The 22,521-nt window shown below is 72.0% G+C and carries 17 protein-coding genes and 2 tRNA genes; 9 read left to right on the top strand and 10 right to left on the bottom strand.

What is annotated here, in order from left to right:
- Positions 1-17 precede the first annotated feature (17 nt).
- Positions 18-94 (bottom strand) — tRNA-Pro (locus ACH5AO_RS04710).
- Between the two features lie 165 nt (positions 95-259).
- On the opposite strand from ACH5AO_RS04710, the gene ACH5AO_RS04705 reads away from it, so the two are divergent.
- A tRNA-Gly gene (locus tag ACH5AO_RS04705) sits at positions 260-330 on the top strand.
- A gap of 173 nt (positions 331-503) precedes the next feature.
- Here the strand turns inward: ACH5AO_RS04705 and ACH5AO_RS04700 are convergent.
- Positions 504-698, bottom strand: a complete 195-nt coding sequence (locus ACH5AO_RS04700) for a hypothetical protein (protein WP_217127783.1) — start codon at positions 696-698, stop codon at positions 504-506.
- Between the two features lie 636 nt (positions 699-1,334).
- Between ACH5AO_RS04700 and ACH5AO_RS04695 the strand changes: the two genes are divergently transcribed.
- Positions 1,335-2,513, top strand: coding sequence for an acyltransferase family protein (locus ACH5AO_RS04695; protein WP_398921743.1), 1,179 nt, complete (start codon positions 1,335-1,337; stop codon positions 2,511-2,513).
- Here the strand turns inward: ACH5AO_RS04695 and ACH5AO_RS04690 are convergent.
- Both ACH5AO_RS04690 and ACH5AO_RS04685 read right to left on the bottom strand, forming a co-directional pair.
- Positions 2,510-3,010, bottom strand: coding sequence for an HD domain-containing protein (locus ACH5AO_RS04690; RefSeq protein WP_398921741.1), 501 nt, complete (start codon positions 3,008-3,010; stop codon positions 2,510-2,512). The genes ACH5AO_RS04695 and ACH5AO_RS04690 overlap by 4 nt on opposite strands.
- Before the next feature lie 18 nt (positions 3,011-3,028).
- Positions 3,029-4,207: a PP2C family protein-serine/threonine phosphatase gene (locus ACH5AO_RS04685; protein WP_398921739.1), complete on the bottom strand. Its 1,179-nt coding sequence runs from the start codon at positions 4,205-4,207 to the stop codon at positions 3,029-3,031.
- A 174-nt stretch (positions 4,208-4,381) separates the two neighbouring features.
- Between ACH5AO_RS04685 and ACH5AO_RS04680 the strand changes: the two genes are divergently transcribed.
- Complete coding sequence (locus tag ACH5AO_RS04680; protein ID WP_398921737.1) at positions 4,382-5,632, top strand: GNAT family N-acetyltransferase; 1,251 nt, start codon at positions 4,382-4,384, stop codon at positions 5,630-5,632.
- 4 nt (positions 5,633-5,636) lie between these two features.
- On the opposite strand, the gene ACH5AO_RS04675 is transcribed toward ACH5AO_RS04680, so the two are convergent.
- A complete protein-coding gene (locus ACH5AO_RS04675; protein ID WP_398921735.1) occupies positions 5,637-6,458 on the bottom strand; it encodes an Fpg/Nei family DNA glycosylase in 822 nt (273 codons plus the stop codon).
- 262 nt (positions 6,459-6,720) lie between these two features.
- Positions 6,721-7,206, bottom strand: a complete 486-nt coding sequence (locus ACH5AO_RS04670) for a ribose-5-phosphate isomerase (RefSeq protein ID WP_398921733.1) — start codon at positions 7,204-7,206, stop codon at positions 6,721-6,723.
- A 204-nt stretch (positions 7,207-7,410) separates the two neighbouring features.
- On the opposite strand from ACH5AO_RS04670, the gene ACH5AO_RS04665 reads away from it, so the two are divergent.
- Entirely contained in the window at positions 7,411-8,886 is a 1,476-nt protein-coding gene (locus tag ACH5AO_RS04665) for an amino acid permease (RefSeq protein ID WP_398921731.1), read from the top strand.
- Positions 8,887-8,968: 82 nt separating this feature from the next.
- On the opposite strand, the gene ACH5AO_RS04660 is transcribed toward ACH5AO_RS04665, so the two are convergent.
- Positions 8,969-9,553, bottom strand: coding sequence for a biotin transporter BioY (locus tag ACH5AO_RS04660; protein WP_398921729.1), 585 nt, complete (start codon positions 9,551-9,553; stop codon positions 8,969-8,971).
- Positions 9,554-9,929: 376 nt separating this feature from the next.
- Here ACH5AO_RS04660 and ACH5AO_RS04655 point away from each other — a divergent pair, with 376 nt between their 5' ends.
- Entirely contained in the window at positions 9,930-11,348 is a 1,419-nt protein-coding gene (locus tag ACH5AO_RS04655) for an amino acid permease (protein ID WP_398921727.1), read from the top strand.
- Positions 11,349-11,574: 226 nt separating this feature from the next.
- Positions 11,575-11,817: a hypothetical protein gene (locus tag ACH5AO_RS04650; RefSeq protein ID WP_398921725.1), complete on the top strand. Its 243-nt coding sequence runs from the start codon at positions 11,575-11,577 to the stop codon at positions 11,815-11,817.
- Between the two features lie 3 nt (positions 11,818-11,820).
- Here ACH5AO_RS04650 and ACH5AO_RS04645 read toward each other — a convergent pair whose 3' ends face one another.
- Positions 11,821-12,468, bottom strand: a complete 648-nt coding sequence (locus tag ACH5AO_RS04645; protein WP_398921723.1) for a DsbA family protein — start codon at positions 12,466-12,468, stop codon at positions 11,821-11,823.
- Between the two features lie 139 nt (positions 12,469-12,607).
- Here ACH5AO_RS04645 and pepN point away from each other — a divergent pair, with 139 nt between their 5' ends.
- Together pepN and ACH5AO_RS04635 are read left to right on the top strand one after the other, a co-directional pair.
- Positions 12,608-15,190, top strand: a complete 2,583-nt coding sequence (gene pepN / locus ACH5AO_RS04640; protein WP_398921722.1) for an aminopeptidase N — start codon at positions 12,608-12,610, stop codon at positions 15,188-15,190.
- Between the two features lie 190 nt (positions 15,191-15,380).
- Positions 15,381-16,427 (top strand): hypothetical protein, encoded by a 1,047-nt coding sequence (locus ACH5AO_RS04635; RefSeq protein WP_398921719.1) that lies wholly within the window; start codon positions 15,381-15,383, stop codon positions 16,425-16,427.
- Positions 16,428-16,498: 71 nt separating this feature from the next.
- Here ACH5AO_RS04635 and ACH5AO_RS04630 read toward each other — a convergent pair whose 3' ends face one another.
- Positions 16,499-18,259, bottom strand: coding sequence for a TIGR03767 family metallophosphoesterase (locus ACH5AO_RS04630; RefSeq protein ID WP_398921717.1), 1,761 nt, complete (start codon positions 18,257-18,259; stop codon positions 16,499-16,501).
- 236 nt (positions 18,260-18,495) lie between these two features.
- A complete protein-coding gene (locus tag ACH5AO_RS04625) occupies positions 18,496-18,948 on the bottom strand; it encodes an NUDIX hydrolase (protein ID WP_398921715.1) in 453 nt (150 codons plus the stop codon).
- A 243-nt stretch (positions 18,949-19,191) separates the two neighbouring features.
- Between ACH5AO_RS04625 and ACH5AO_RS04620 the strand changes: the two genes are divergently transcribed.
- Positions 19,192-22,512, top strand: coding sequence for a S8 family serine peptidase (locus ACH5AO_RS04620; RefSeq protein WP_398921713.1), 3,321 nt, complete (start codon positions 19,192-19,194; stop codon positions 22,510-22,512).
- Positions 22,513-22,521 lie beyond the last annotated feature (9 nt).

Raw genomic sequence — 22,521 nt, 5'->3', positions numbered from 1 at the left:
GTGCGTGAACAGGTGGCTGGTCGGGGTGGCGGGATTTGAACCCACGGCCTTCCGCTCCCAAAGCGGACGCGCTACCAAGCTGCGCCACACCCCGTCTGGTGCGACACGTAGGGTACATGCACCCGGGCGGAACGGCCGCCGCGTTTCACGGACACGGCACGACGCCGGGGGCGGTCCGGAAACGGGGTGTGCGACGGGGGCCCACGACCCGCTACGATGCCTGTCAGTGCCGCGGTCACCGACGCGTGGCGCGTTCCGTGCGGGCGTAGCTCAATGGTAGAGCCCTAGTCTTCCAAACTAGCTACGCGGGTTCGATTCCCGTCGCCCGCTCTGTACGGCTCAGGGCCGGACCGGAGGCTCGTTCCTCCGGTCCGGCCCTGACGCGTGTCGGCTCCGATCGTGTCGGCCTTGATGCGCGTCGGCCCGACGGGTGCGGAAGAGGGCACCGTGAGTGCCCGGGGCGGGACGGTCCGTGTCGGCGGCGGTCGGGGCTCCGGCGCCCCTCAGAAGCTGATCGAGTTGATCATTTCGGCTATCGAGTCCAGGAACCGCTGGATGTCGTCGGCCATGCCGGTGGAGGCGAGGAAGAAGCCGAAGAGGACGGCGACGATCGCCGGCCCGGCCTTGATGGAGCCGCTTCTCATCAGCACCACCAGGATGATCGCCAACAGCAGCACCACGGACAGTGAAATGGCCACAACTGATCACACCCTCGATCGGTTCCGCTTCCCCGGCCCGGGCGACGCGACCCCGCGCACCCCGCCAGAACCATCGTGCCACCAACGCGGCCGCCCTATGCGGCGGCTGACGCATCATCCGTCCCGGCGCGGCCGGACCGGTCCTCGCGCGACCGTCCGCGCGGGCCAACGACGGTGAGCCGTACGGCAATTCGAAAGAACACCCGCGCGGGGAATTCAACCGGATCATTTCCGTCTCCACACAACGCGTTCGCAGCCAATTCGAATGACCGCCGCAGGTGTTCCGCGAACCTTCGCGCAATACCGGAAAGACATACCGAAGCCGGACATCCCACCGGAGTCACCTGCCGGTCTTATGCGTGACTCAGTCCGGAATAATCCGGACAAGGACGACTCGCGTGACGACTCGCGTGACGGCCGAGTTCCCCCTGCGCACGGAGCGTCGGCCCGTGCTCCGGCCAAGTCGCACACTTTCCCCGATCCGGGGTACCCGAGCCCATTACCAGGAACGACGTCGGATGTTTTACGAAATCCCGCGGACAACGCTAGGGTGCCTCAGATGTTCCACGCTGCCTCGTCCCCCGCAAGCGCAGCGAGCTCACCGATCGACTTCCCGAGTCCCCGCCGGGAGGGTCAGTGACGAACTCGCAGCGACCGTACGGCAACCGCAGAACGCCCCTCCCTCCGGCACGGTCGCCGGCGTCCGGAGTACCGGCTCCACGCACGGAGGACAACCGGCCGGCACCGTCCGGCAGACAGCGCGACGCGTTCTTCGACAACGCCAAGTACCTGGCGATCGTGCTGGTGGCCGTCGGCCACGCCTGGGAGCCCCTCAAGGGCGACAGCCGGGTCCTGGAGGCGGCGTACACGGTCGTGTACTCGTTCCACATGCCGGCCTTCATCATCATCTCCGGCTTCTTCTCGCGCAGTTTCGACATGCGGCCCGACCGGCTGCGCCGGCTGATCACCGGCGTCGCCGTGCCGTACATCGTGTTCGAGACCGCCTACCCGCTGTTCAGGCGGGTCGTCGACGACGCCCCTGAGCAGGAGATCAGCCTGCTCGACCCCTGGTACCTGACCTGGTTCCTGGTCGCGCTGTTCGTGTGGCGGCTGACCACGCCGATCTGGAACGCGGTACGGCACCCGCTGCCGCTGGCCCTCGGCATCGCCGTGCTGGCCAGTGTCACCCCCGGCATCGGCGACGACCTCGACCTGCAGCGCGTGCTGCAGTTCCTGCCGTACTTCGTGCTCGGTCTGTGCCTGAAGCCGGACCACTTCCACCTGGTGCGCCGCCGGTCGGTGCGGATCGCGGCGGTGCCTGTGTTCGCGGCGGCGCTGGCCTTCGGCTGGTGGGCGGTGCCGCGGATGAACACCGCCTGGTTCTACCACCGTGACGCCGCGCAGGAGCTGGGGGCGCCGTGGTGGGCCGGCCCGGTCATGGTGTTCGCGCTGTTCGGCTGCTCACTGCTGCTGACCGCCTGCTTCTTCGCCTGGGTGCCGGGCCGCCGCATGTGGTTCACGGCGCTCGGCGCGGGCACGCTGTACGGCTACCTGCTGCACGGCTTCGTGGTGAAGGCCGGTGACTACCGGGGCTGGTTCGACCACTCCGCGCTGCACCGGCCGCTCGGCGAGATCGCGGTGAGCGTCCTGGCGGCGGTCGTGGTGACGCTGCTGTGCACCGCTCCCGTGCGGCGGGTCTTCCGGTGCGTGATGGAGCCGAGGATGGAGTGGGCGTTCAAGCGGGACGCCGCCGAACTGGCCCGCGAACGCGAGCGGCGGCGGGCCGCGGAGACCCGCGAGAAGGTCTCCGCCTAGGGTCCCCGTCTCCCCGGGGGTCTCGTCCAGGAATCCCCCTCCCCCGCCACGAGACCGAGGAGTGCGCGCATCCGCGCGTACTTCTCGGTCAGCCGTGTGCGGGTCGGCCCGTCCAGTACGGCGAGGCGGGCCGGGTCGGCGTTGTGCGCCAGGTCCGCCTCCTTCACCAGCAGCGCGCCGGGGGTGGCGAGGATCCGGGCCGCGTACGCCTCGGGCGGCTCCCCGGACCGCTTGGTGACCGCGAGGACGATGTCCTTGGTCCGCCGGGTCAGCGCCGCCTCCTCCAGCCACCGGCGGGACAGCCTGTCGTCCTCGACGGCGTCGTGCAGCCAGGCCGCCGCGATCTGCTCCGCGTCGCCGCCGCGCGCCCGCACCCCCTCGGCGACGGCCCGGAGGTGTTCGGCGTAGGGCCGGCCCGCCTTGTCGGTCTGCCCGGCGTGCGCGGCGCGGGCGGTGGCCTCGATCTCGGCCAAGGGCAGCGGTGTCGTCTCGGTCACCCGTCCAGTGTGCACGGGTCAGCGGGGGGCGGCGGCCGTCGGGCCCTCACGGCAGATGAGCAGCAGCGCGCGGTCGTCGTTGACGTCCTTGGCGACCGCCTCGATGAGGTGCCAGGCGGCACCGTGGAAGCCGCCGGCGACATAGCGGTCGGCCTCGCCGGTGAGGCGGTCGATGCCCTCCACGATGTCCCGGTCGGAGGTCTCCACCAGGCCGTCCGTGAACAGCATCAGTACGTCCCCGGGGCGCAGCGTGCCCTTCACCGAGTCGAACTGGGCGCCGTCGTACACGCCCAGCAGCGGGCCGTCGGCCGCCTTCTCCTCCCAGCGGCCGCTGCCCGCGCTGAGCTGGAGGCCCGGCGGGTGCCCCGCGGAGTAGAGCTCGTAGTCGCCGGAGTCCAGGTCGAGCACCAGGTGGATGGAGGTGGCGAAGCCCTCGTCCCAGTCCTGGCGCAGCAGGTAGCCGTTGGCGGCCGGCAGGAAGGCGTGCGGCGGGAGGCTGCCGAGGAGGCCGCCGAAGGCGCCGGAGAGCAGCAGGGCGCGCGAGGCGGCGTCCATGCCCTTGCCGGAGACGTCGGTCAGCACGACCTCCAGGGTGCGCCCGCCGTTGGTGCGGGCCGCGACCACGAAGTCGCCCGAGAACGACTGTCCGCCGGCCGGGCGCAGGGCCATCTCGCGGTGCCAGCCGTCGGGGAGCTTCGGCAGCTTGCTCTGTACCCGGATGCGTTCGCGCAGGTCGAACAGCATGGTGCCGCCGCGCCGCCAGGGCACGCCGACCCGGCTGCGGAACTGGGCGACGAGCAGCCCGAAGAAGCCGCAGGCGGCGACGGTGAGGACCACGCCGGGGGTGACGCGGGCCGCGCCCTCGGTGTAGGGGCCGAGTCGCACCGACTCCACGATCAGCGCCGTCGCCGCGGCGGCGTACAGGCCGAGCAGGCTCGCCGGGCGCAGCAGCAGGCCGCCGGCGACGATCGGGACGACCAGCGCGGAGGGCGCGCACCACACGGAGTTGACGAGCGTCCCGGCCGCGATCAGCGGGACGGTGAGGAGCAGTCCGGCGAACGCGACCCAGTCGGAGCCGTCCCCGCGGAAGTAGTCGACGGCGGCCCGGCGCACGCCGACGCGGGCCCGGTGCCACTGCTTCTTCCACCGGGCCGTGAACGTCTCGGCCGCCGCGCGCCGCTCTCGTCCTGCTGCCATTAGTTCGGGACCCTATCCATCAGACCGGCCACTTGGCACGGGAGGTCCTGGTTGTCCCCTTGTCGGGGGGTGACTTCACGGTCAACTTCACAGTCAACTTCACCGGACGCCGTCGTGGGGCCGTCAGCGGGAAATTGCCTCGCTCGTCCCGTACCGCCCTGATAGGCATGGCGCATGGTGATCGAACAGACGGGCCCCACAACCGAACTTCGAGTACTACATCCAGATGATTGGGACAAGTGGTACGCGAACCTGATCCGTGCGTTCGGTGGCGCCGAGGAGGCGGACGAGGAGCGAGAGCTGTGGAACTCGCTCACCGAGCACGAGCGTTCCATGGGTGTCTGGGACGGTGACGCGTGCGTGGGGACGGCGGGCGCGTTCTCGTTCCGGCTGACCGTCCCCGGCGGTGAGTCCGTTCCGGCCGCGGGCGTCACGGGCGTCAGCGTGGCCGCCACGCACCGGCGGCGCGGCCTGCTGCGGACGATGATGCGGCGCCAGCTGGACGACGTCCGGTCCTGGGGCGAGCCGCTGGCGGTGCTCACCGCCTCGGAGCCGGCGATCTACGGCCGGTTCGGGTACGGGGCGGCCGCCTTCCAGCTGAACGCCGAGATCGACACGGGCCGTACGCGCCTGTCGGTCCCGCCGGGCACGGACGACGTACGCGTGCGGTACGCCGCCCCCGCCGACGTGCTCGACGCGTGCGAGGCGGTGTACGCCCGGCTCGTGCCGGGCCGGCCGGGGATGCTCGCGCGCCGGCCCGGCTGGGAGCGGCTGGGGACGCTGGATCCGGCGGGCGGCCGGGGCGGGGCGTCGCCGCTGCAGTGCGTCGTCGCCGAACGGGACGGCGAGACGGTCGGGTACGCGCGGTTCCGGGTGAAGGGGGAGTACGGTCCGGCGGGGCACGAGGGCTCGGTGGTCCTGAGCGCCCTGGACGCGCTGGACCCGGCGGCGGACGCGGCGCTGTGGCGGTTCCTGTTCGGCATCGACCTGACGTCGACGCTGGTGGCGCGCGGCCGGCCGGTCGACGAGGCGTGGCAGTACCTGGTGTCCGACATCCGCCGGTGCCGGCCGGAGGTGCGGGACTCGCTGTACGTACGGCTGGTCGACGTCGGGGCGGCGCTCCGGGCGCGGACGTACCGGGCGCCGGTGGACGTCGTGTTCGAGGTGGAGGACGCCTTCTGCCCCTGGAACGCGGGGCGTTGGCGGCTGAGCGGGGACGTGAAGGGCGCCTCCTGCGAGCGTACGGAGGACCCGGCCGACCTCGCCCTGTCCGTGCGGGAGCTGGGCGCGGCGTATCTGGGCGGGGTGGGCCTCACGGCGCTCGCGGCGGCCGGCCGGGTGACGGAGCTGCGGCGGGGCGCGCTGGCGGAGGCGTCCCTGGCGTTCGGGAGCGACCCGGCGCCGTGGCTGCCGCACGGGTTCTGACCGCTCAGCGGCGCTGGCACTCCGGGCACCAGAACAGGTTGCGGGCGGCGAGGTCGGCGGTGCGGATCTCGCCGCCGCAGATGTGGCAGGGCAGGTGGGCCCGGCGGTAGACGTACACCTCGCCGCCGTGGTCGTCGACGCGCGGCGGGCGGCCCATGGCCTCCGGGGTGTGTTCGGGGCGGACGGTGTCGATGCGGTTGAGGCGGACGCCCTCGCGCATCAGGGCGACGAGGTCGGCCCAGATCGCGTCCCACTCGGCCGGGGTGATGTCCCGGCCCGCGCGGTACGGGTCGATCCCGTGCCGGAAGAGGACCTCGGCGCGGTAGACGTTGCCCACGCCCGCGATGACCTTCTGGTCCATGAGAAGGGCGGCGATCGTCGTACGGCTGCGGCCGATCCTGCGGTAGGCGAGGGCCGGGTCGGCGTCCGGGCGCAGCGGGTCGGGGCCGAGCCGGTCGTGCACCGCCTGCTTCTCGCCGTCCGTGATCAGGGAGCAGGTGGTGGGGCCGCGCAGGTCGACGTAGGACGTGGCGCCGGCGAGGCGGAGCCGGACGGTGTCCGTGGGCGGCGGCGCCGGGGCCGGGCCGAAGGTGACCTTGCCGAAGAGGCCGAGGTGGATGTGGACCCACTCGGCCGGCTCGTCGTCGCCGAAGCCGAGGAACAGGTGCTTTCCGTGGGCGTCGGTGGTGTACAGCGGCGTGCGGTCGAGGAGGGCGGCGGCGTCGGCGAACTTGCCCTGGGGGCTGGTGACGCGGAGGGGGGCGCCGGCGGCGAAGGCGGCGGCGTAGTCCTCGGCCAGCCGGTGGATGGTGTGGCCTTCCGGCACGGGGATGTCCTTCCAAGCTTGCGCCCACCGCCCGGCCGACCGGACGGCCCGACTCGCTCCAGGTGATCCGGCTCGCTGCAGGCGGCCCGACTCGCTCCGGCCGACCCGACCCGCTCCGGGCGGTCCGGCTCGTTCCGGGCCCCGGTGGGGACCGCGTCTGCCGCGTCCCGCCGACGCCTCGGCGCGTCGCCTCGGCGGTGCGCGCCACGGAGCGGGCGCCCTCCCCCGAGGCCCGTGCATCGAGGCGAGGGCCCTGGCGGTGTTACTGCTGCGGGTGGTGCGGGGGGATGGGCGGGAGGCCGCCGCCGGTCTCGTAGGCGGCGAGCATGTCGATCCGGCGGACGTGGCGCTCGTCACCGGAGAACGGGGTGCTCAGGAAGGTCTCGACGAACTTCGTCGCCTCGTCCCGGGTGTGCATGCGCGCGCCCACCGCGATCACGTTGGCGTTGTTGTGCTGGCGGCCCAGGGCCGCCGTCTCCTCGCTCCACGCCAGGGCCGCCCGTACGCCCTCGACCTTGTTCGCGGCGATCTGCTCGCCGTTGCCGGAGCCGCCGATCACGATGCCGAGGGCGCCCTCGTCCGCGGCGGTCCGCTCGGCGGCGCGGAGGCAGAAGGGCGGGTAGTCGTCCTGGGCGTCGTAGATGTGCGGGCCGCAGTCGACGGGCTCGTGACCCGCCGCCTCGAGCCACTCGACGAGGTGGTTCTTGAGTTCGTAGCCCGCATGGTCCGAGCCGAGATACACGCGCATGGTCCGAGTGTGACACGGGGGTTCACGGGAAGGCGCGCCGGGTGCCGTAGCCGGAAACGTGAGGAGAATTACAGAACCTCAGGAAAAGCTCAAGTAACAATATGGATTCGAAGGTTCCCCAATTCGATGGCCTCCGTTTCACTGGTCCGGCCCGTAGACCCGTACGGAGTGCAGCTCCCCCACGGCGCAAAGGAAATCTCCTCCATGACCTCGCAGCCGACCCTGAAGACAGCCGGAGGCGGCCCCGAAGGCCCCGGAGAGCCCGGCGGCAGCCCCGCGGAACACGATTCCGGGCTCCAGGCCGGGCTCAAGAACCGCCATCTGTCGATGATCGCCATCGGCGGTGTGATCGGCGCGGGCCTCTTCGTCGGTTCCAGCTCCGGCATCGCGACCGCCGGCCCCGGCATCCTGCTGTCGTACGCCCTCGTCGGCACGCTCGTGGTGCTGGTGATGCGGATGCTCGGTGAGATGTCCGCGGCCAACCCGACGTCCGGGTCCTTCTCCGCCCACGCCGACCGGGCGCTCGGCCCCTGGGCCGGGTTCACCATCGGCTGGCTCTACTGGTTCTTCTGGGTCGTCGTCCTCGCGGTCGAGGCGACCGCCGGTGCCGCGATCCTCGAGGGGTGGATACCGGCCGTTCCGCAGTGGGGCTGGGCGCTCATCGTGATGGTGGTGCTGACCGCCACCAACCTGGTCTCCGTCGGCTCCTACGGCGAGTTCGAGTTCTGGTTCGCCGGGATCAAGGTCGTCGCCATCGCCGCGTTCATCGTCGTCGGCGGGCTGGCCGTCTTCGGTGTGCTGCCCGGCGTGGACAGCGACCAGGCGGGCCTCGCCAACCTCACCGACCACGGCGGTTTCCTGCCCAACGGCGCCGGCGCGATCCTCACCGGCATCCTGCTCGTCGTCTTCTCCTTCATGGGCAGCGAGATCGCCACCCTGGCCGCCGGTGAGTCGGAGGACCCGCAGCGGGCCGTCACCAAGGCGACCAACAGCATCATCTGGCGGATCGGCGTCTTCTACCTCGGCTCGATCCTCGTCGTGGTCTGCCTGCTGCCGTGGGACAGCGAGTCCATCACCGAGGACGGCTCCTACGTCGCCGCCCTGAACTCCCTCGGCATCCCGCACGCCGGTCAGATCATGAACTTCATCGTGCTGACGTCCGTGCTGTCCTGCCTCAACTCCGGGCTCTACACGGCCTCCCGGATGGCCTTCTCCCTCGGCCGGCGCGGGGACGCGCCGAAGGCGTTCGCCCGGACCACGGACCGCGGTGTGCCGCGCGCGGCGATCCTCGTGTCCGTGGTGTTCGGCTTCGTCGCCGTCTTCTTCAACTACAAGTTCCCGGACTCCGTCTTCCTCTTCCTCGTCAACTCCTCCGGAGCGGTCGCGCTGTTCGTGTGGCTGGTGATCTGCTTCTCGCAGCTGCGCATGCGGAAGATCATCGAGGCGGAGGCGCCGGAGAAGCTGGTCGTGCGGATGTGGCTGTACCCGTACCTGACGTGGGCCAGCGCCGCGCTGATCCTGTTCGTGCTCGGCTACATGCTCACCGACACCGAGCACGACGGGCGCACGACGGTGCTGCTGTCGCTGCTGGTCGCCGCGATCGTGCTCGTCATCGCCGTCGTCAGGCAGCGGGTGGCCGGGCTCCGCGCGGAGGACCGGGACGAGATCCCGGCCGGCTGAGGCAGCCGTCCCACAGGACAGGAGGCTCGGCGGGGGTGCGTACGGCGCCCCCGCCGAGCCTCCTGTCACAGGATCCGGGCGGTCACCGCTTGTCGACGAGCTTCCAGGCGGTGGGCAGCACGCCCATCGCCAGGGCCGCCTTCAGGGCGTCGCCGATGAGGAACGGGGTGAGGCCGGCCGCGATCGCGGCGGAGGCGGACATACCGGTGGCCAGGGCCAGGTACGGCACACCGACCGCGTAGATGACCGCCGAGCCGAGCACCATGGTGCCCGCCGTGCGCCAGGCGGAGCGGTCGGTGCCGCGGCGGGCCAGGGCGCCCACGACGACGGAGGCCAGCAGCATGCCCAGGACGTAGCCGAAGGACGGCATCGCCGTCCCCGACCCGCCCTCCGCGAACCACGGCACGCCGGCCGCGCCCACCAGCGCGTACACCGCGAGGGAGACGAAGCCGCGGCGGGCGCCGAGGGCGGTGCCGACGAGGAGCGCGGCGAAGGTCTGGCCGGTCACCGGCACCGGGGAGCCGGGGACGGGCACCGCGATCTGGGCGGCGAGGCCGGTGAGCGCGGCGCCGCCGAGCACGAGCGCGGCGTCCCGGACGCGGGAGGCCGGGACGAGGTCGGCGAGGACCTGTCCGGATCGGGCGGACGTGACGGTGGCGGTGCTCATGAGGTCTCCGCGGAGTGAGGGCAGTTGGGGACACCGTGACGCTATACCGGCGTCCGCGCGCCGATCACCGTCAGCGGTCGACAAAGGCGCCGACGCGGAGTTGGTGGGCTCCGGACAAAGGGCGGGGCGAGGAGGGGCGCGAGGTGACACCGGTCACGGAGGTGACGTGGTTTCGCCGGTACGCGGCCGGGGAAGGGCGGCTGTGGGGATCCGCCAAACGGGCCGGACGGTGCCTCACGCGACGACCGCCAGGTGACCGGAACATCACCCTCCGCATGACACGTGTCCACATGCTGGGCGACCTCCCCGTGCGCGCGGGCGGGCCGACCACACTGGGTGGCGTTTTTGCCGTCTCCCGCATTGGACGAGCCGCGCCATGCCCCGCACCTCCCCCGAGCTCCCGGCTACGCCCGGCCAGGGGGCACCCCCGGTCGAGACACCTCCCGAGGCGGACCGCGCCTCCCTCTCCCACGGTCTGAAGCAACGCCATCTGTCGATGATCGCCCTCGGCGGGGTGATCGGCGCCGGACTGTTCGTCGGCTCCGGGTCGGCCATCGCCGCCGCCGGTCCGTCCGTCGTCGTCGCCTACGCCCTCTCCGGCCTCCTGGTGATGCTGGTGATGCGGATGCTGGGCGAGATGTCCGCCGCGTACCCGTCGTCGGGCTCCTTCTCCGCGCACGCCGAGCGGGCGTTCGGGCCCTGGGCGGGGTTCACCGTGGGCTGGTCGTTCTGGGTGCTGCTGTGCACGGCGGTCGGCCTGGAGGGCATCGGCGCCGCGGCGATCGTCACCGGCTGGCTGCCGGGCACGCCCGCGTGGGCGTGGGTGGCGCTGTTCATGGTGGTGTTCTGCGGGACGAACCTCGCGGCGGTGCGGAACTTCGGCGAGTTCGAGTTCTGGTTCGCGGCCCTCAAGGTCGGCGCGATCTCCCTGTTCCTGGTGCTCGGCGTGCTGGCGATCGCCGGTGTGCTGCCGGGCACGGACTCCCCGGGCGCCTCCCACCTCACCGACTTCCTCCCCCACGGCGGCGAGGGCCTGGTGATCGGACTGCTCGCCTCCGTCTTCGCGTACGGCGGTCTGGAGACGGTGACCATCGCGGCGGCCGAGTCGCGGGACCCGGTCAAGGGCGTGGCGGGCGCGGTCCGTACGGCGATGTGGCGGATCGCGCTGTTCTACGTCGGCTCGATGGCGGTCGTCGTCACCCTGGTCCCGTGGGACTCCCCGGCGGTGGTCGAGGACGGCCCGTACGTCGCCGCCCTGGACCGCCTCGGCATCCCGGGCGCCGACCAGGTGATGAACGTCGTGATCCTGGTGGCGCTGCTGTCCGCGATGAACGCCAACGTCTACGGCGCCTCGCGCATCGGCTACTCGCTGGTGGAGCGCGGGCACGGCCCGAAGGCGCTCGGCCGGGTGTCGGGCGGGGTGCCGCGGGTCGCCGTACTGGCCTCCTCGGCCTTCGGCTTCCTGTGCGTGCTGCTGAGCTACTGGCGGCCGGACGACGTCTTCGCCTGGCTGCTGAACACCATCGGCGCGGTGATCCTGGTCGTCTGGATCTTCATCGCCGTCTCCCAGTTGCGGCTGCGCCGCCGGCTGGAGCGCGAGGCCCCGGAGCGGCTCACGGTGCGGATGTGGGCCTTCCCGTGGCTGACCCGGTTGGCGCTGGCCGGCATGGCGGCGGTCTTCGTCCTCATGGCCCGGGAGCCGGACACGCGGGTGCAGCTGTACTCGACGGGTGCGATGACGCTGCTCCTGGCGGCCGGGGGGTACGCCCGGCAGCGGGCGCGCGCCCGGGACTGACGCCCGCCCCGACGGCCCCGCGTGCGCACGCGGGGGCCGTTTCGCGTACCGGGCCACGGACAGCCCTTTCTGCTGCTAGCGTGCAGTTGCAAGCAATATGCAATAAGAGTCCTGCCTCGTGATCGTCTTCTCACCGTTCACCCGGCAGGCTGAAAGAAGGAAGCCCCCGCGAGGACAGGACTCGCGGGGGCTTCCGGTATGCGGCGATCCGGGTCATCGTTACGCAATGGCGACACAAAGGACGACCCTGGAGTTCTGCTGGACCTGCGGCTCGGAACAGCAGCACCGCCCGCTGAACAAGGCGGAGCAGGAGGAGCTCAAGAAGCGGCTGGGCCGCGTGAGCGTGAGCGAGTTCCGGCTCTGCGTGAACGTGCTGGACCCGGAGACCGGAAAACAGTGCCGCAACCTGCGCACGGGCTGGGACAAGAAGCCCTTCACCCCGCCCATCAAGATGCCCGTGGTCGAGTGACCGTCACAGGTTGCTGAAGTCCGGCCCCTTCGTCCGCGTGCGCTTGATCTCGTAGAAGCCGGGGACGGAGGCCACCGCGAGGGTGCCGTCCCACAGGCGGACGGCATCCTCGCCCTTGGGCGCCGGGGTGACGACCGGGCCGAAGAAGGCGATCTCCTCGCCGTCGGGTCCGGGGACCGCGATGACCGGGGTGCCGACCTCCTGGCCGACCTTCTCGATGCCCTCCTTGTGGGAGGCGCGCAGCTCGGGCTCGTAGGGGGTGGAGTCCCAGTGCTCCATGAGGGACCCGGGCAGGCCGACGTCCTTCAGGGCGGCGGCGACCGTCTCCTTCTCCGGGCCCTCGCCCTGGTTGTGGATGCGGGTGCCGAGCGCGGTGTAGAGGTCGCCGAGCACCTCGGCGCCGTGCTCCTGCTGGGCCGCGATGACCACCCGGACCGGACCCCAGGCCTTGGCCTCGATCCACTCGCGGTAGTGGGCGGAGAGCTCGTCGAGCTTGTCCTCGTTGAGGACGCCCAGGCTCATCAGATGCCAGCGGATCTCGATGTCCCGCACCTTCTCCACCTCCCGCACCCAGCGGGAGGTCATCCAGGCCCAGGGACATGACGGGTCGAACCAGAAGTCGACGGGCGTGGCGGAAGACTTCTCCGACATGTCACTCCTCACTGACGGAAGGGTTTCCCAGGGGGAACACCGTGCCTCCCCCCGGCCATTCCCGGCTGCCCCGCGTCAGGAGCGCGTGGCAGGATCAGTGCTGTTCATCCCTGTCGACGACGCCTGAGGAGTGCCGCCCGTGCCCGGTGAGAACCTGACCCGTGACGAGGCCCGGGAGCGGGCAGCCCTGCTGTCCGTCGACGGGTACGAGGTGTCCCTGGACCTGCGTTCGGCGGTCGGCGAGCACGACGGCGGGGGGCCGCGCACCTTCCGCTCCGTCACCACCGTCCGGTTCCGCTGCGCCGAGCCGGGCGCGAGCAGCTTCGCGGACCTGATCGCGCCGGCCGTCACGGCCGTCTCCCTCAACGGACGCGACCTGGACCCCGGCCAGGTCTTCGACGGCTCGCGGATCCTGCTGGAGGACCTGGCCGCCGAGAACGAGCTCGTCGTCGACGCGCTGTGCGCCTACTCCCGCACCGGCGAGGGCATGCACCGCTTCGTCGACCCCGAGGACGGCGAGGTGTACCTCTACACCCAGTACGAGCCGGCCGACTCCCGCCGCGTCTTCGCCAACTTCGAGCAGCCCGACCTCAAGGCGCCCTACCGCTTCGAGGTGCGCGCCCCCGAGGGCTGGACGGTGTGGAGCAACGGGGCCGGTGAACTCGCCGACGGGGTGTGGCGGTTCGCGGAGACCAAGCCGATCTCGACGTACATCACGTGCGTGGTGGCCGGCCCGTACCACTACGTGACCGACTCCTACGAGCGGGTCCTCGAGGACGGTACGCGGCTGGAGATCCCGCTCGGCGCGATGTGCCGCAAGGGTCTCGCGCCGCACTTCGACGCCGACGACGTGTTCCTGGTGACCAAGCAGGGCCTGGACTTCTTCCACGACCACTTCGACTACCCGTACCCGTTCGGCAAGTACGACCAGGCGTTCGTGCCCGAGTACAACCTGGGCGCGATGGAGAACCCGGGGATGGTGACCTTCCGCGAGGAGTACATCTTCCGCGGGAAGGTGACGCGGGCGTCGTACGAGGGCCGCGCCAACACGATCCTGCACGAGATGGCGCACATGTGGTTCGGCGACCTGGTCACCATGGAGTGGTGGGACGACCTGTGGCTGAAGGAGTCCTTCGCGGACTTCATGGGCGCGTTCTCGCTGGTCGGCGCGACCCGCTTCACCGACGGCTGGATCACCTTCGCCAACCGCCGCAAGGCGTGGGCGTACCGCGCGGACCAACTGCCCTCCACGCACCCGATCACCGCCGACATCCGCGACCTGCAGGACGCCAAGCTCAACTTCGACGGCATCACCTACGCCAAGGGCGCCTCGGTGCTCAAGCAGCTGGTGGCGTACGTCGGCCAGGACGCGTTCCTGGAGGGCGCCCGGCGCTACTTCAAGCGGCACGCGTACGGCAACACGCGCCTCGGCGACCTGCTGTCGGTCCTGGAGGAGACCAGCGGCCGGGACATGGCCGCCTGGTCGCGGGCGTGGCTGCAGACGGCCGGCGTCAACTCCCTCACCCCGCAGGTGCTGCTGCGCGAGGACGGCAGGATCGACGAACTGGCCGTGGTGCAGGAGGCGGCGGAGTCGCACCCCGAACTGCGCCCGCACCGGGTCGCGGTGGGCCTGTACCGGCGTGACGACTCCGGCACCCTGGAGCGGTACGCGCGGGCCGAGACGGACGTCGAGGGGGCGCGTACGGTCGTGGCGGAGCTGGCGGGCGCGGACGCTCCGGAGCTGGTGCTGGTCAACGACGACGACCTGACGTACTGCAAGACCCGCTTCGACGAGACGTCGCTGGCCACGCTGCGCGAGCACCTGGGCTCGCTGACCGACCCGCTCGCCCGCGCCCTGTGCTGGTCGGCGCTGTGGAACATGACGCGGGACGCGCTGCTGCCCGCGCGGGACTTCATCGGCCTGGTGGTGCGGTTCGCCGGACGCGAGTCCGACATCGGCGTGCTCCAGATGCTGCACGCCTGGGCCGGGTCGGCGCTGGTGCACTACGCGGCCCCGGACTGGCGGGAGACCGGCGAACGGCTGGCGGCCGAGGACGCGCTCCGGGAGCTGCGGGAGGCCGGGCCGGGCAGTGAGCACCAGCTGGCGTGGGCGCGGTTCTTCGCGACCGTGGCCTCCGCCGAGCAGGACCTGCTGCTGTTGCGGGACCTGCTGGACGGCACCGCGGGGATCGACGGCCTGGAGGTGGACCAGGAGCTGCGCTGGGCGTTCCTGGAGCCGCTGGCCGCGCACGGGGTGGTGGACGAGAAGCGGCTGGACGAGGAGCTGGCCCGCGACGACACCGCGTCCGGCAAGCGGCACCACGTGCGCTGTCTGGCCGCCCGCCCGTCGGCGGCGGTCAAGGCGCGGTGCTGGGCGCAGGTCGTGGAGTCGGACGCGCTGTCCAACGCGCTGGTGGAGGCCACCATCTCGGGCTTCGCGCAGGCGTCCCAGCGGGAGCTGCTCGCGCCGTACACGGAGAAGTACTTCGCGGCGATCGAGCGGGTGTGGACCGAGCGGTCGATCCAGATCGGCATGGACGTGGTGCGGGGCCTGTTCCCCTCCTTCCAGGACTCGCGGGCGACGCTGGACGCGACGGACGCGTGGCTCACGTCCCACGAGGACGCGGCGCCCGCCCTGCGCCGCCTGGTCCTGGAGTCCCGCGACGACCTGGCCCGCGCGCTGCGCGGACAGGCCCGCGACGCGGCCGCCGCCGGTCGCTGAGGGGCGGATCCGGCCCTCGGCCGGGCGTTCCGCCATCGTTACAAAATGCCCGTAACCCCTGGTCCGCGCCCGAACGGACCAGGGGTTCTCGGCATCCGAACACACGTCCTTTAGTGCGTTCTTGTCCTCATTTGTCGACGAACGTGTAACAGGGGTTCAAAGGCGGGCCGAAGGCGGGAAATTGCCGGGCATGAACCACAACACCCCGCTCTCCCCCCGCCCCCTGCACCACCTCTCCGCCGGCGCCGGGCGCCGGGTGCTGACCCACGCGCAGCTGCGCGCCCACGGCGTCTCGGCCGCGGAGGCCGGCCGGCGGTGCGGCCCCGACGGGCCCTGGCAGCAGCTCCTCCCGGGCGTCGTCCTGCTCCACCCCGGTCCGCCGACCGGCGAGGAGCGGCTGCGCGCGGCGCTGATGTACGCGGCGCGGGAGCGGACCACGGGCGTCCCCGTCCAGCCCGGCACGGAGGGACCTCCCGCCCACGGGGAGGCGATGATCACCGGGCCGGCCGCGCTGACCCTGCACGGCTTCTCCTCCGCTCCCCCGCTGTCGTCCCTGGAGGTCTTCGACGTCCTGGTCCCGCGGCTGCGCCGGCTGCGCTCGACGGGCTGTGCCCGTATCGTCCGCGCCGCGGACCTGCCCGTCCCGGAGCAGGTCGCGGGCCTGCCGGTGGCCCCGGTGCCGCGTGCGCTGGCCGACGCCGTGGCGGGCCTCCAGGACGCGGGCACGGTGCGCCTGCTGCTCACGGAGGCGGTGCGCGGCGGCTTCTGCGACCCGGCGGCGGTGGTGCGCGAGCTGACCGCCGCGAAACTGCTGAACCGGACGCACGTGGTGGACGCGGTGGACTCGCTGCTGGCCGAGGGGCGGGCGCTGGCGGAGTCCCGGCTGTACCGGATGGTGCGCGACCACGGCCTGCCCGACCCGTGCTGGAACGTCGAGCTGCGGCTGCCGGGCGGACCCGGCCTCGGCGGTCTGGACGCGTACTGGCCGGAGCACGCGGTGGCGGTGGAGCTGGACACCCGCGCGCCGCGCCCGGGCCGGCGGCCCGACGACGAGGCCGAGTGGTCGGAGTACGCCCGCAAGCGCGAGCACCTGGAGCGCCTCGGCATCACGGTCGTCCACATCACCCCGCGCAAGCTGCGGGACGCGATGGAGCAGCAGGCGACGGTGGTCCGTACGGCGCTGATGGCCTCGGCCGACCACGGCCCGTCGGCGTATGTGGTGGTGCTGCCCCGATAGGGGGCCGGGGCGGCACCGTCAGGAGGGGAGGGGAGGGGCCGCCGGGCGGCCCCTCCCCGTGCGTGCGCGGGTCAGCGCTTCCTCAGCAGCAGTTCGGTGTTGCGGTCCCCCGGGTCGCCGGCCAGGTCCGTGCGGGAGCCGGGGACGTTGAAGGAGAGTTCGCGGTAGAGGGCGGCCAGGCCGGTCCGGGAGAGGTCGGTGAAGTCCGTGCGGTGCGGGGCCGAGGACTCGACGAGGGTGGTGAAGAGCGAGAGCGTGCCGTCCTTGTTGTCCACCAGCTCGATGACGCGGGCCAGTTGGGGGAACTCGACGTGGGAGGCGGTGGAGATCTCCCAGAAGGTGCCGCCGGACCCGGTGTGCGGGGTGATCGCGTTGCGGTGGATGTGGCCGTTGACCCAGGCGACCACGTTGCGGTGCCGGCCGAGCAGCGCGGCGACCTCCTCGCCGGTGTGGCGCCGTTCGCCGGGGCGGGCCGGGTCGGGCCGGGTGTTGTGCATGCTCGTGCTGGTGTGGTGGCTGAAGACGATGACGTACGCGTCGGGGTTCGCCCGCAGTGTCCGCTCCAGCCAGCGCAGCTGGGCCGTGCCGACGGAGCCGGTGTAGTGGCCGCCCGGGTCGGTGGTGTCGAGGCTGACGCCGAGGACGTCGTCGGTGACGCGGAAGGTGTAGTACTGGGTGCCCGTCTCGAGGTTGTCGGCGGTGTAGCCGTGGCCGACCGGGCCGGGGCCGCGGTGCGCCGGGTCCAGGTGGGCCCGCAGGTACTCGGCGGGGGTGAAGGGCGCGCGCTTCTCGTCGGGGGTGACGGAGCGCATCGAGCGGGCGTGGGCCTTGAGGAAGTCGCCGTAGCGCACGCCTTCGGGGTCGGTGGCCTTCGAGATGGTCCGCCGGAGCCGGTACGCCTCGTCCGCGGGGACGTCCATCAGCTTGCGCCCGCCGACCGCGAGGTCGGTGAGGTAGGGGTCGCCGTGGGAGGCGTAGCAGCCCAGCGGCATCGCGTCGTGGTTGCCGACGGTGGAGTACCAGGGCAGGTCGAGGCCGGGGCTGTCGACCTCGCGCAGGGCCGCCGCGAGGAAGCCGTCGAGGTGCGGGAAGCCGCGCCGCTTGTCGGCGTCGCGGAGTTCGGAGTCGGGGTGCCAGTACTGTCTCAGGCCGCTGTTCTGGACGCCCTCGTAGTGGTGCGGGTCCCCCGTGTTGGGGGTGACGCGGCCACCGCTGAGCACCGTCAGGAACCACTCCAGTTCGGAGCGGGCGTTGTTGTCCGTGTTGTCGCCGGTGGTCATCGCGAAGTGCAGCGGTGAGCCGGTGACGGGGGCGCCCCGCAGCGTGTTGATCCGTTCCACGAGGGCGACCGCGCCCTGGACGGTCAGCGCCTCCTGGGGCCGCCAGGCGTTGTCGGCCGCCGCCCGCAGGTACTCCAGGCGCAGCGGATGCTGGGCGTCGATGATGTGCAGGTCGGTGAGCTGGACGAAGGACACGAGCGGGGTGCGGCGGTCGGCGCGCCCGGAGCGCGGGCCGGCCAGGTCGTCGCGCACCACCCGGCTCCAGCCCGGTCCTTCGGCGAGGCGCCGGTATCCCGGGCCGCGGCGGGCGTCCGCCACGGCGTCGACGGTGGTGCCGCGGGTGTACGGGGCGAGCGGGGCGGCCGGTGCCTGCCGGGAGGAGGCGAGCACGGCCTCCTCCGCGGCGGGACCGGAGTCCGCCGCGGCGGCGGTGCCGCCGTCGGGCCACAGGGCGTAGCCGGCGCCGGCGGAGAGGGCCACCGCTCCGGTGGCGGCGAGGAGGGAACGGCGGTGGAGTCCAGTGGAGCCGGCGACTGAGCGTATGCGCGACATGGCGCTTGTCTCCCCGGGTGCGAACGCGTCGGCAGTGGTCGCGGGGCGCCCGCCGGGCGAACGTCCCGCTCGTACTGGATGCTTGGCACCGGGGGTGGCCCGGGCGTGAACGAGACGGCAACGCGCGACGCCGATCGCCGTACGTCGGTCCCGGACCGCCGCAGGCGTCGACGACCGCTCCCGCACTCGCCGGGGAGCGGTCACTCGGCGTTCATCTCACGGGGCAGCGGCCGGCCTCACCCCGCCTCCACCCGCCCGGCCGCGGGACGTTCCCGCCACAGTCGCAGCCCGATGTCGACCATGCGGACGCGGACCAGGTCCGGGACGGCGTCCAGGGGCTGCCAGGCGGCGAGGTCGGTGGAGCCGCCGATCTCGTTGCGGAGTTCGCCGCCGGTGATCCGGCCCTCGTAGACCAGCCGTACGCCGTGGTGGTCCACGGAGCGTCCGAAGCGGGCGGGGAAGGTGCGGCGGGTGGAGTGCACGCCGAGCAGCCCGGTGACCTCGACGCGGTAGCCGGTCTCCTCCTCGACCTCCCGCCGCACGGTGTCGTAGGGGTCCTCGCCGTGTTCCATGCCGCCGCCCGGCAGCACCCACTCGGGGACGCCGCCGGGGCCCGGTGACCGGGCGAGCAGGAACTGTCCGTCGCGCACCACCACGGCGTAGGCCGCCACCCTCAGATTCCGTCGCATCCGGGGACGCTAACCCGGCGGCCGGTGGCGCGTGGGCGACTTGTCGCCTTCGGCACCTCATCTCCCCATACGGGCACCGGGGGTTTTCCCCATACATCCATTTCGGTTCGGTCAACCCTCGCCAAACACCCGCCCCTTGCGTAAGGCTCAGCGATCGTCCGGAATCGCATTCCGGACCGTTGCGACCAGGGTCGATCGGCTCCGGTCGCCCCACGACCGTTCCTTTCCTTACAAGGGATGCCGATGACCCACTCCCCCCAGCGCGAACCGATACCGGGCGCGAGACGCGTGGCCCGCATCGCCGTGGCCGCCGGTCTCGTCGCCGCGCTCTCCGCGGCCGGGCCGATCCCCCTGGCCATGGCCGCCGACACCCCGTCGGCCGCCCCCGCCGACGCGGACGTCAAGTCCGCGCACGACAAGCTCGGCGCGGACGACGCGGACCTGCTCGCCGAGGCCAAGGCCGACGGCGCCAAGAACGTCACGATGATGATCGCCACCGCGCCCGGGAAGACCGAGCAGGTCGCCGGGCAGCTCGACGCGGTCAAGGGCGGTTCGGTCGGCCGAACCCACGACGAGCTCGGCTACGTCCGGGCCACCGTCCCCACCGGCAAGGCGGACGCGGCAATCACCGCCGCCACCAAGCTCTCCTCCGTGCACGGCGTCGACCTGCGCGAGGAGATCCCGCTGGACGACCCGACGCCGAGCGCGGACACCGCGAAGCGGGCCGGCGGCAAGGACCGCGGGCACGGCGACCGCGCCTACCCGGCTCCCGGCGAGCGGACGCCCGCGAAGAACCCGTACAACCCGTCCTTCGAGACCGGTGCCGTCGAGTTCGTCGAGGACAACCCGAAGGCGGACGGCCGCGGGGTCACCATCGGCATCCTCGACTCCGGTGTGGACCTCGGCCACCCGGCGCTGCAGAAGACCACCACCGGCGAGCGCAAGATCGTCGACTGGGTGACGGCGACCGACCCGATCGTGGACAGCGACCAGACCTGGCGCCCGATGGTCTCCTCCGTCTCCGGGCCCACCTTCACCTACGGCGGCAAGACCTGGAAGGCGCCCGCCGGTTCGTACCGGATCAGCACCTTCCTGGAGTCGTACACCACCGGCGGCGACGCCAAGGGCGACGCCAACCGCGACGGCGACACCACCGACTCCTGGGGCGTCCTCTACGACGCCGCCGCCGGCACGGTCCGCGTCGACCTGAACAACAACCAGGACTTCGGCGACGACACCCCGATGAAGCCGTACAAGGACGGCTTCCAGGTCGGGTACTTCGGCACCGACGACCCGAGGACCGACATCGCCGAGCGCCAGCCGTTCGTCGTGGAGATCCGCGAGGACGTCCCGATGGACCCCTACGGCGGTGACTGGACCGGCAAGACGGCCGACTTCGTCAACATCGGTGTCATCGAGTCCGAGCACGGCACCCACGTCGCCGGCATCACCGCCGCCAACGGCCTGTTCGGCGGGAAGATGGACGGCGCCGCCCCCGGCGCGAAGATCGTCTCCTCGCGCGCCTGCACCTGGTCCGGCGGCTGCACCAACGTCGCGCTCACCGAGGGCATGATCGACCTCGTCACCGAGCGCGGCGTCGACATCGTCAACATGTCCATCGGCGGCCTGCCGGCGCTGAACGACGGCAACAACGCCCGCGCCGAGCTCTACACCCGCCTGATCGACACCTACGGCGTCCAGCTGGTGATCTCCGCGGGCAACTCCGGCCCCGGCGCCAACACCATCGGCGACCCCGGCCTGGCCGACAAGGTCATCTCCGTCGGCGCGTCCGCCTCCAAGGAGACCTGGGCCGCCAACTACGGCTCCGTGGTGAAGACCAAGTACGCCATGATGCCGTTCTCCTCGCGCGGTCCGCGTGAGGACGGCGGCTTCACGCCGACGCTGGTCGCGCCCGGCGCGGCGGTCAACACCATCCAGACCTGGATGCCGGGCGCCCCGGTCGCCGAGGCCGGCTACGACCTCCCGGCCGGCTACGGCATGCTCCAGGGCACCTCGATGGCCTCCCCGCAGGCCGCCGGCGCCTCCGCGCTGCTGCTGTCCGCCGCGAAGCAGAAGCGCATCGACCTCACGCCCGCGGACCTGCGCACCGCCCTCACCTCCACCGCCGAGCACATCAAGGGTGTGCAGGCCTACGAGGAGGGCGCCGGCCTCATCGACATCGAGGACGCCTGGGACGCCATCCGCGACGGCGCCACCGCGCACGACTACACGGTGAAGGCGCCGGTCGACACCGCGATCGACCAGTTCCTGGCGACGCCCGGCTTCGGCACGGGCCTCTACGACCGTGAGGGCGGCCTGAAGGTCAGGCAGAAGAAGACGTACGACGTCACGATCACCCGTACGTCCGGCCCCGACCGCGCGATCCGGCACGAGCTGGACATCGAGAACGACGGGGACCACACCTTCCGCATCGTCGGCGACGACGACGTGCGGCTGCCGCTGAACGAGCCGGTCACCGTCAAGGTCCAGGCCGCGCCCCGCTCGGCCGGCATCAAGAGCGCGATCCTGGAGGCCGACGACCCGCGCACCGAGGGCGTCGACCGGCAGATCCTCACCACCGTGGTCGTCTCCGAGCCGCTGGAGCACACCTTCTCCACCTCCGGCACGGCCCAGCGCAACAGCAGCACCTCCTACTTCGTCACCGTGCCCGAGGGCGCGAAGACGCTGGAGGTCGCGATGAGCGGGCTGAAGGACGGCAGCCAGACCCGGTTCATCGCCATCCACCCGTACGGTGTCCCGTCCGACAGCACCTCGACGCCGGACTGCTACCACAACTACAACGACGGCAACGGCTGCCGCCCCGACGTGCGGTCGTACGAGAACCCGCAGCCGGGCGTGTGGGAGATCGAGGTCGAGTCGCGCCGCACCTCGCCGCTGCTCGACAATCCCTACGAGCTGGACGTCGCCGTGCTCGGCGCGGCCTTCGACCCGGAGACCGTGACCGTGTCCGAGGCGAAGGTCGGCGCGCCGGCCGCCGTCTCCTGGACGGTGACGAACGAGTTCGCCGCGCTGGAGGGCGAGCTGGTGGGCGGTCCGCTCGGCTCGTCGAAGACGGAGCGGCCGGCCATCGCGACCGGTGAGACCCGTACGACCACGGTCGAGGTGCCCGAGGGCGCCACCTCCCTCGACGTGGCCATCGGCAACGTCTCCGACGCCTCCGCCGACCTGGACCTGACGGTCTACGACGCCGACGGCAACCAGGTCGGCCAGTCCGCCGACGGCGACTCGGAGGAGTCGGTCTCCGTCGTCGAGCCGGCGGCGGGCACGTACACCGTGGAGGTCGTGGGCTACTCCGTCCCGGCCGGTTCCACGGACTACGACTACCGGGACGTGTTCTTCTCCGCCTCGCTCGGTTCCGTCGGCGTCGACGGCTCCGCGACGGTGGAGCTCGGCACGGGCGACTCGGCGACCGTCTCCGGCGACGTCACCGTCGCCGCGGCGGCCCCCGAGGGGCGTGCGTTCTTCGGACGGGTCCAGCTGGTGAACGCGCGCGGCACGGTCGCGGGCGTCGGCAGCGTGGCGATCGAGAAGGTCACTCCGTAGGGAACCGGC

It is taken from the genome of Streptomyces sp. NPDC018964, assembly GCF_044390325.1.
Taxonomy (GTDB): domain Bacteria; phylum Actinomycetota; class Actinomycetes; order Streptomycetales; family Streptomycetaceae; genus Streptomyces.
The sequence above is the reverse complement of the archived record's forward strand: the minus strand, read 5'-3'. Positions and strand labels throughout refer to the sequence as shown.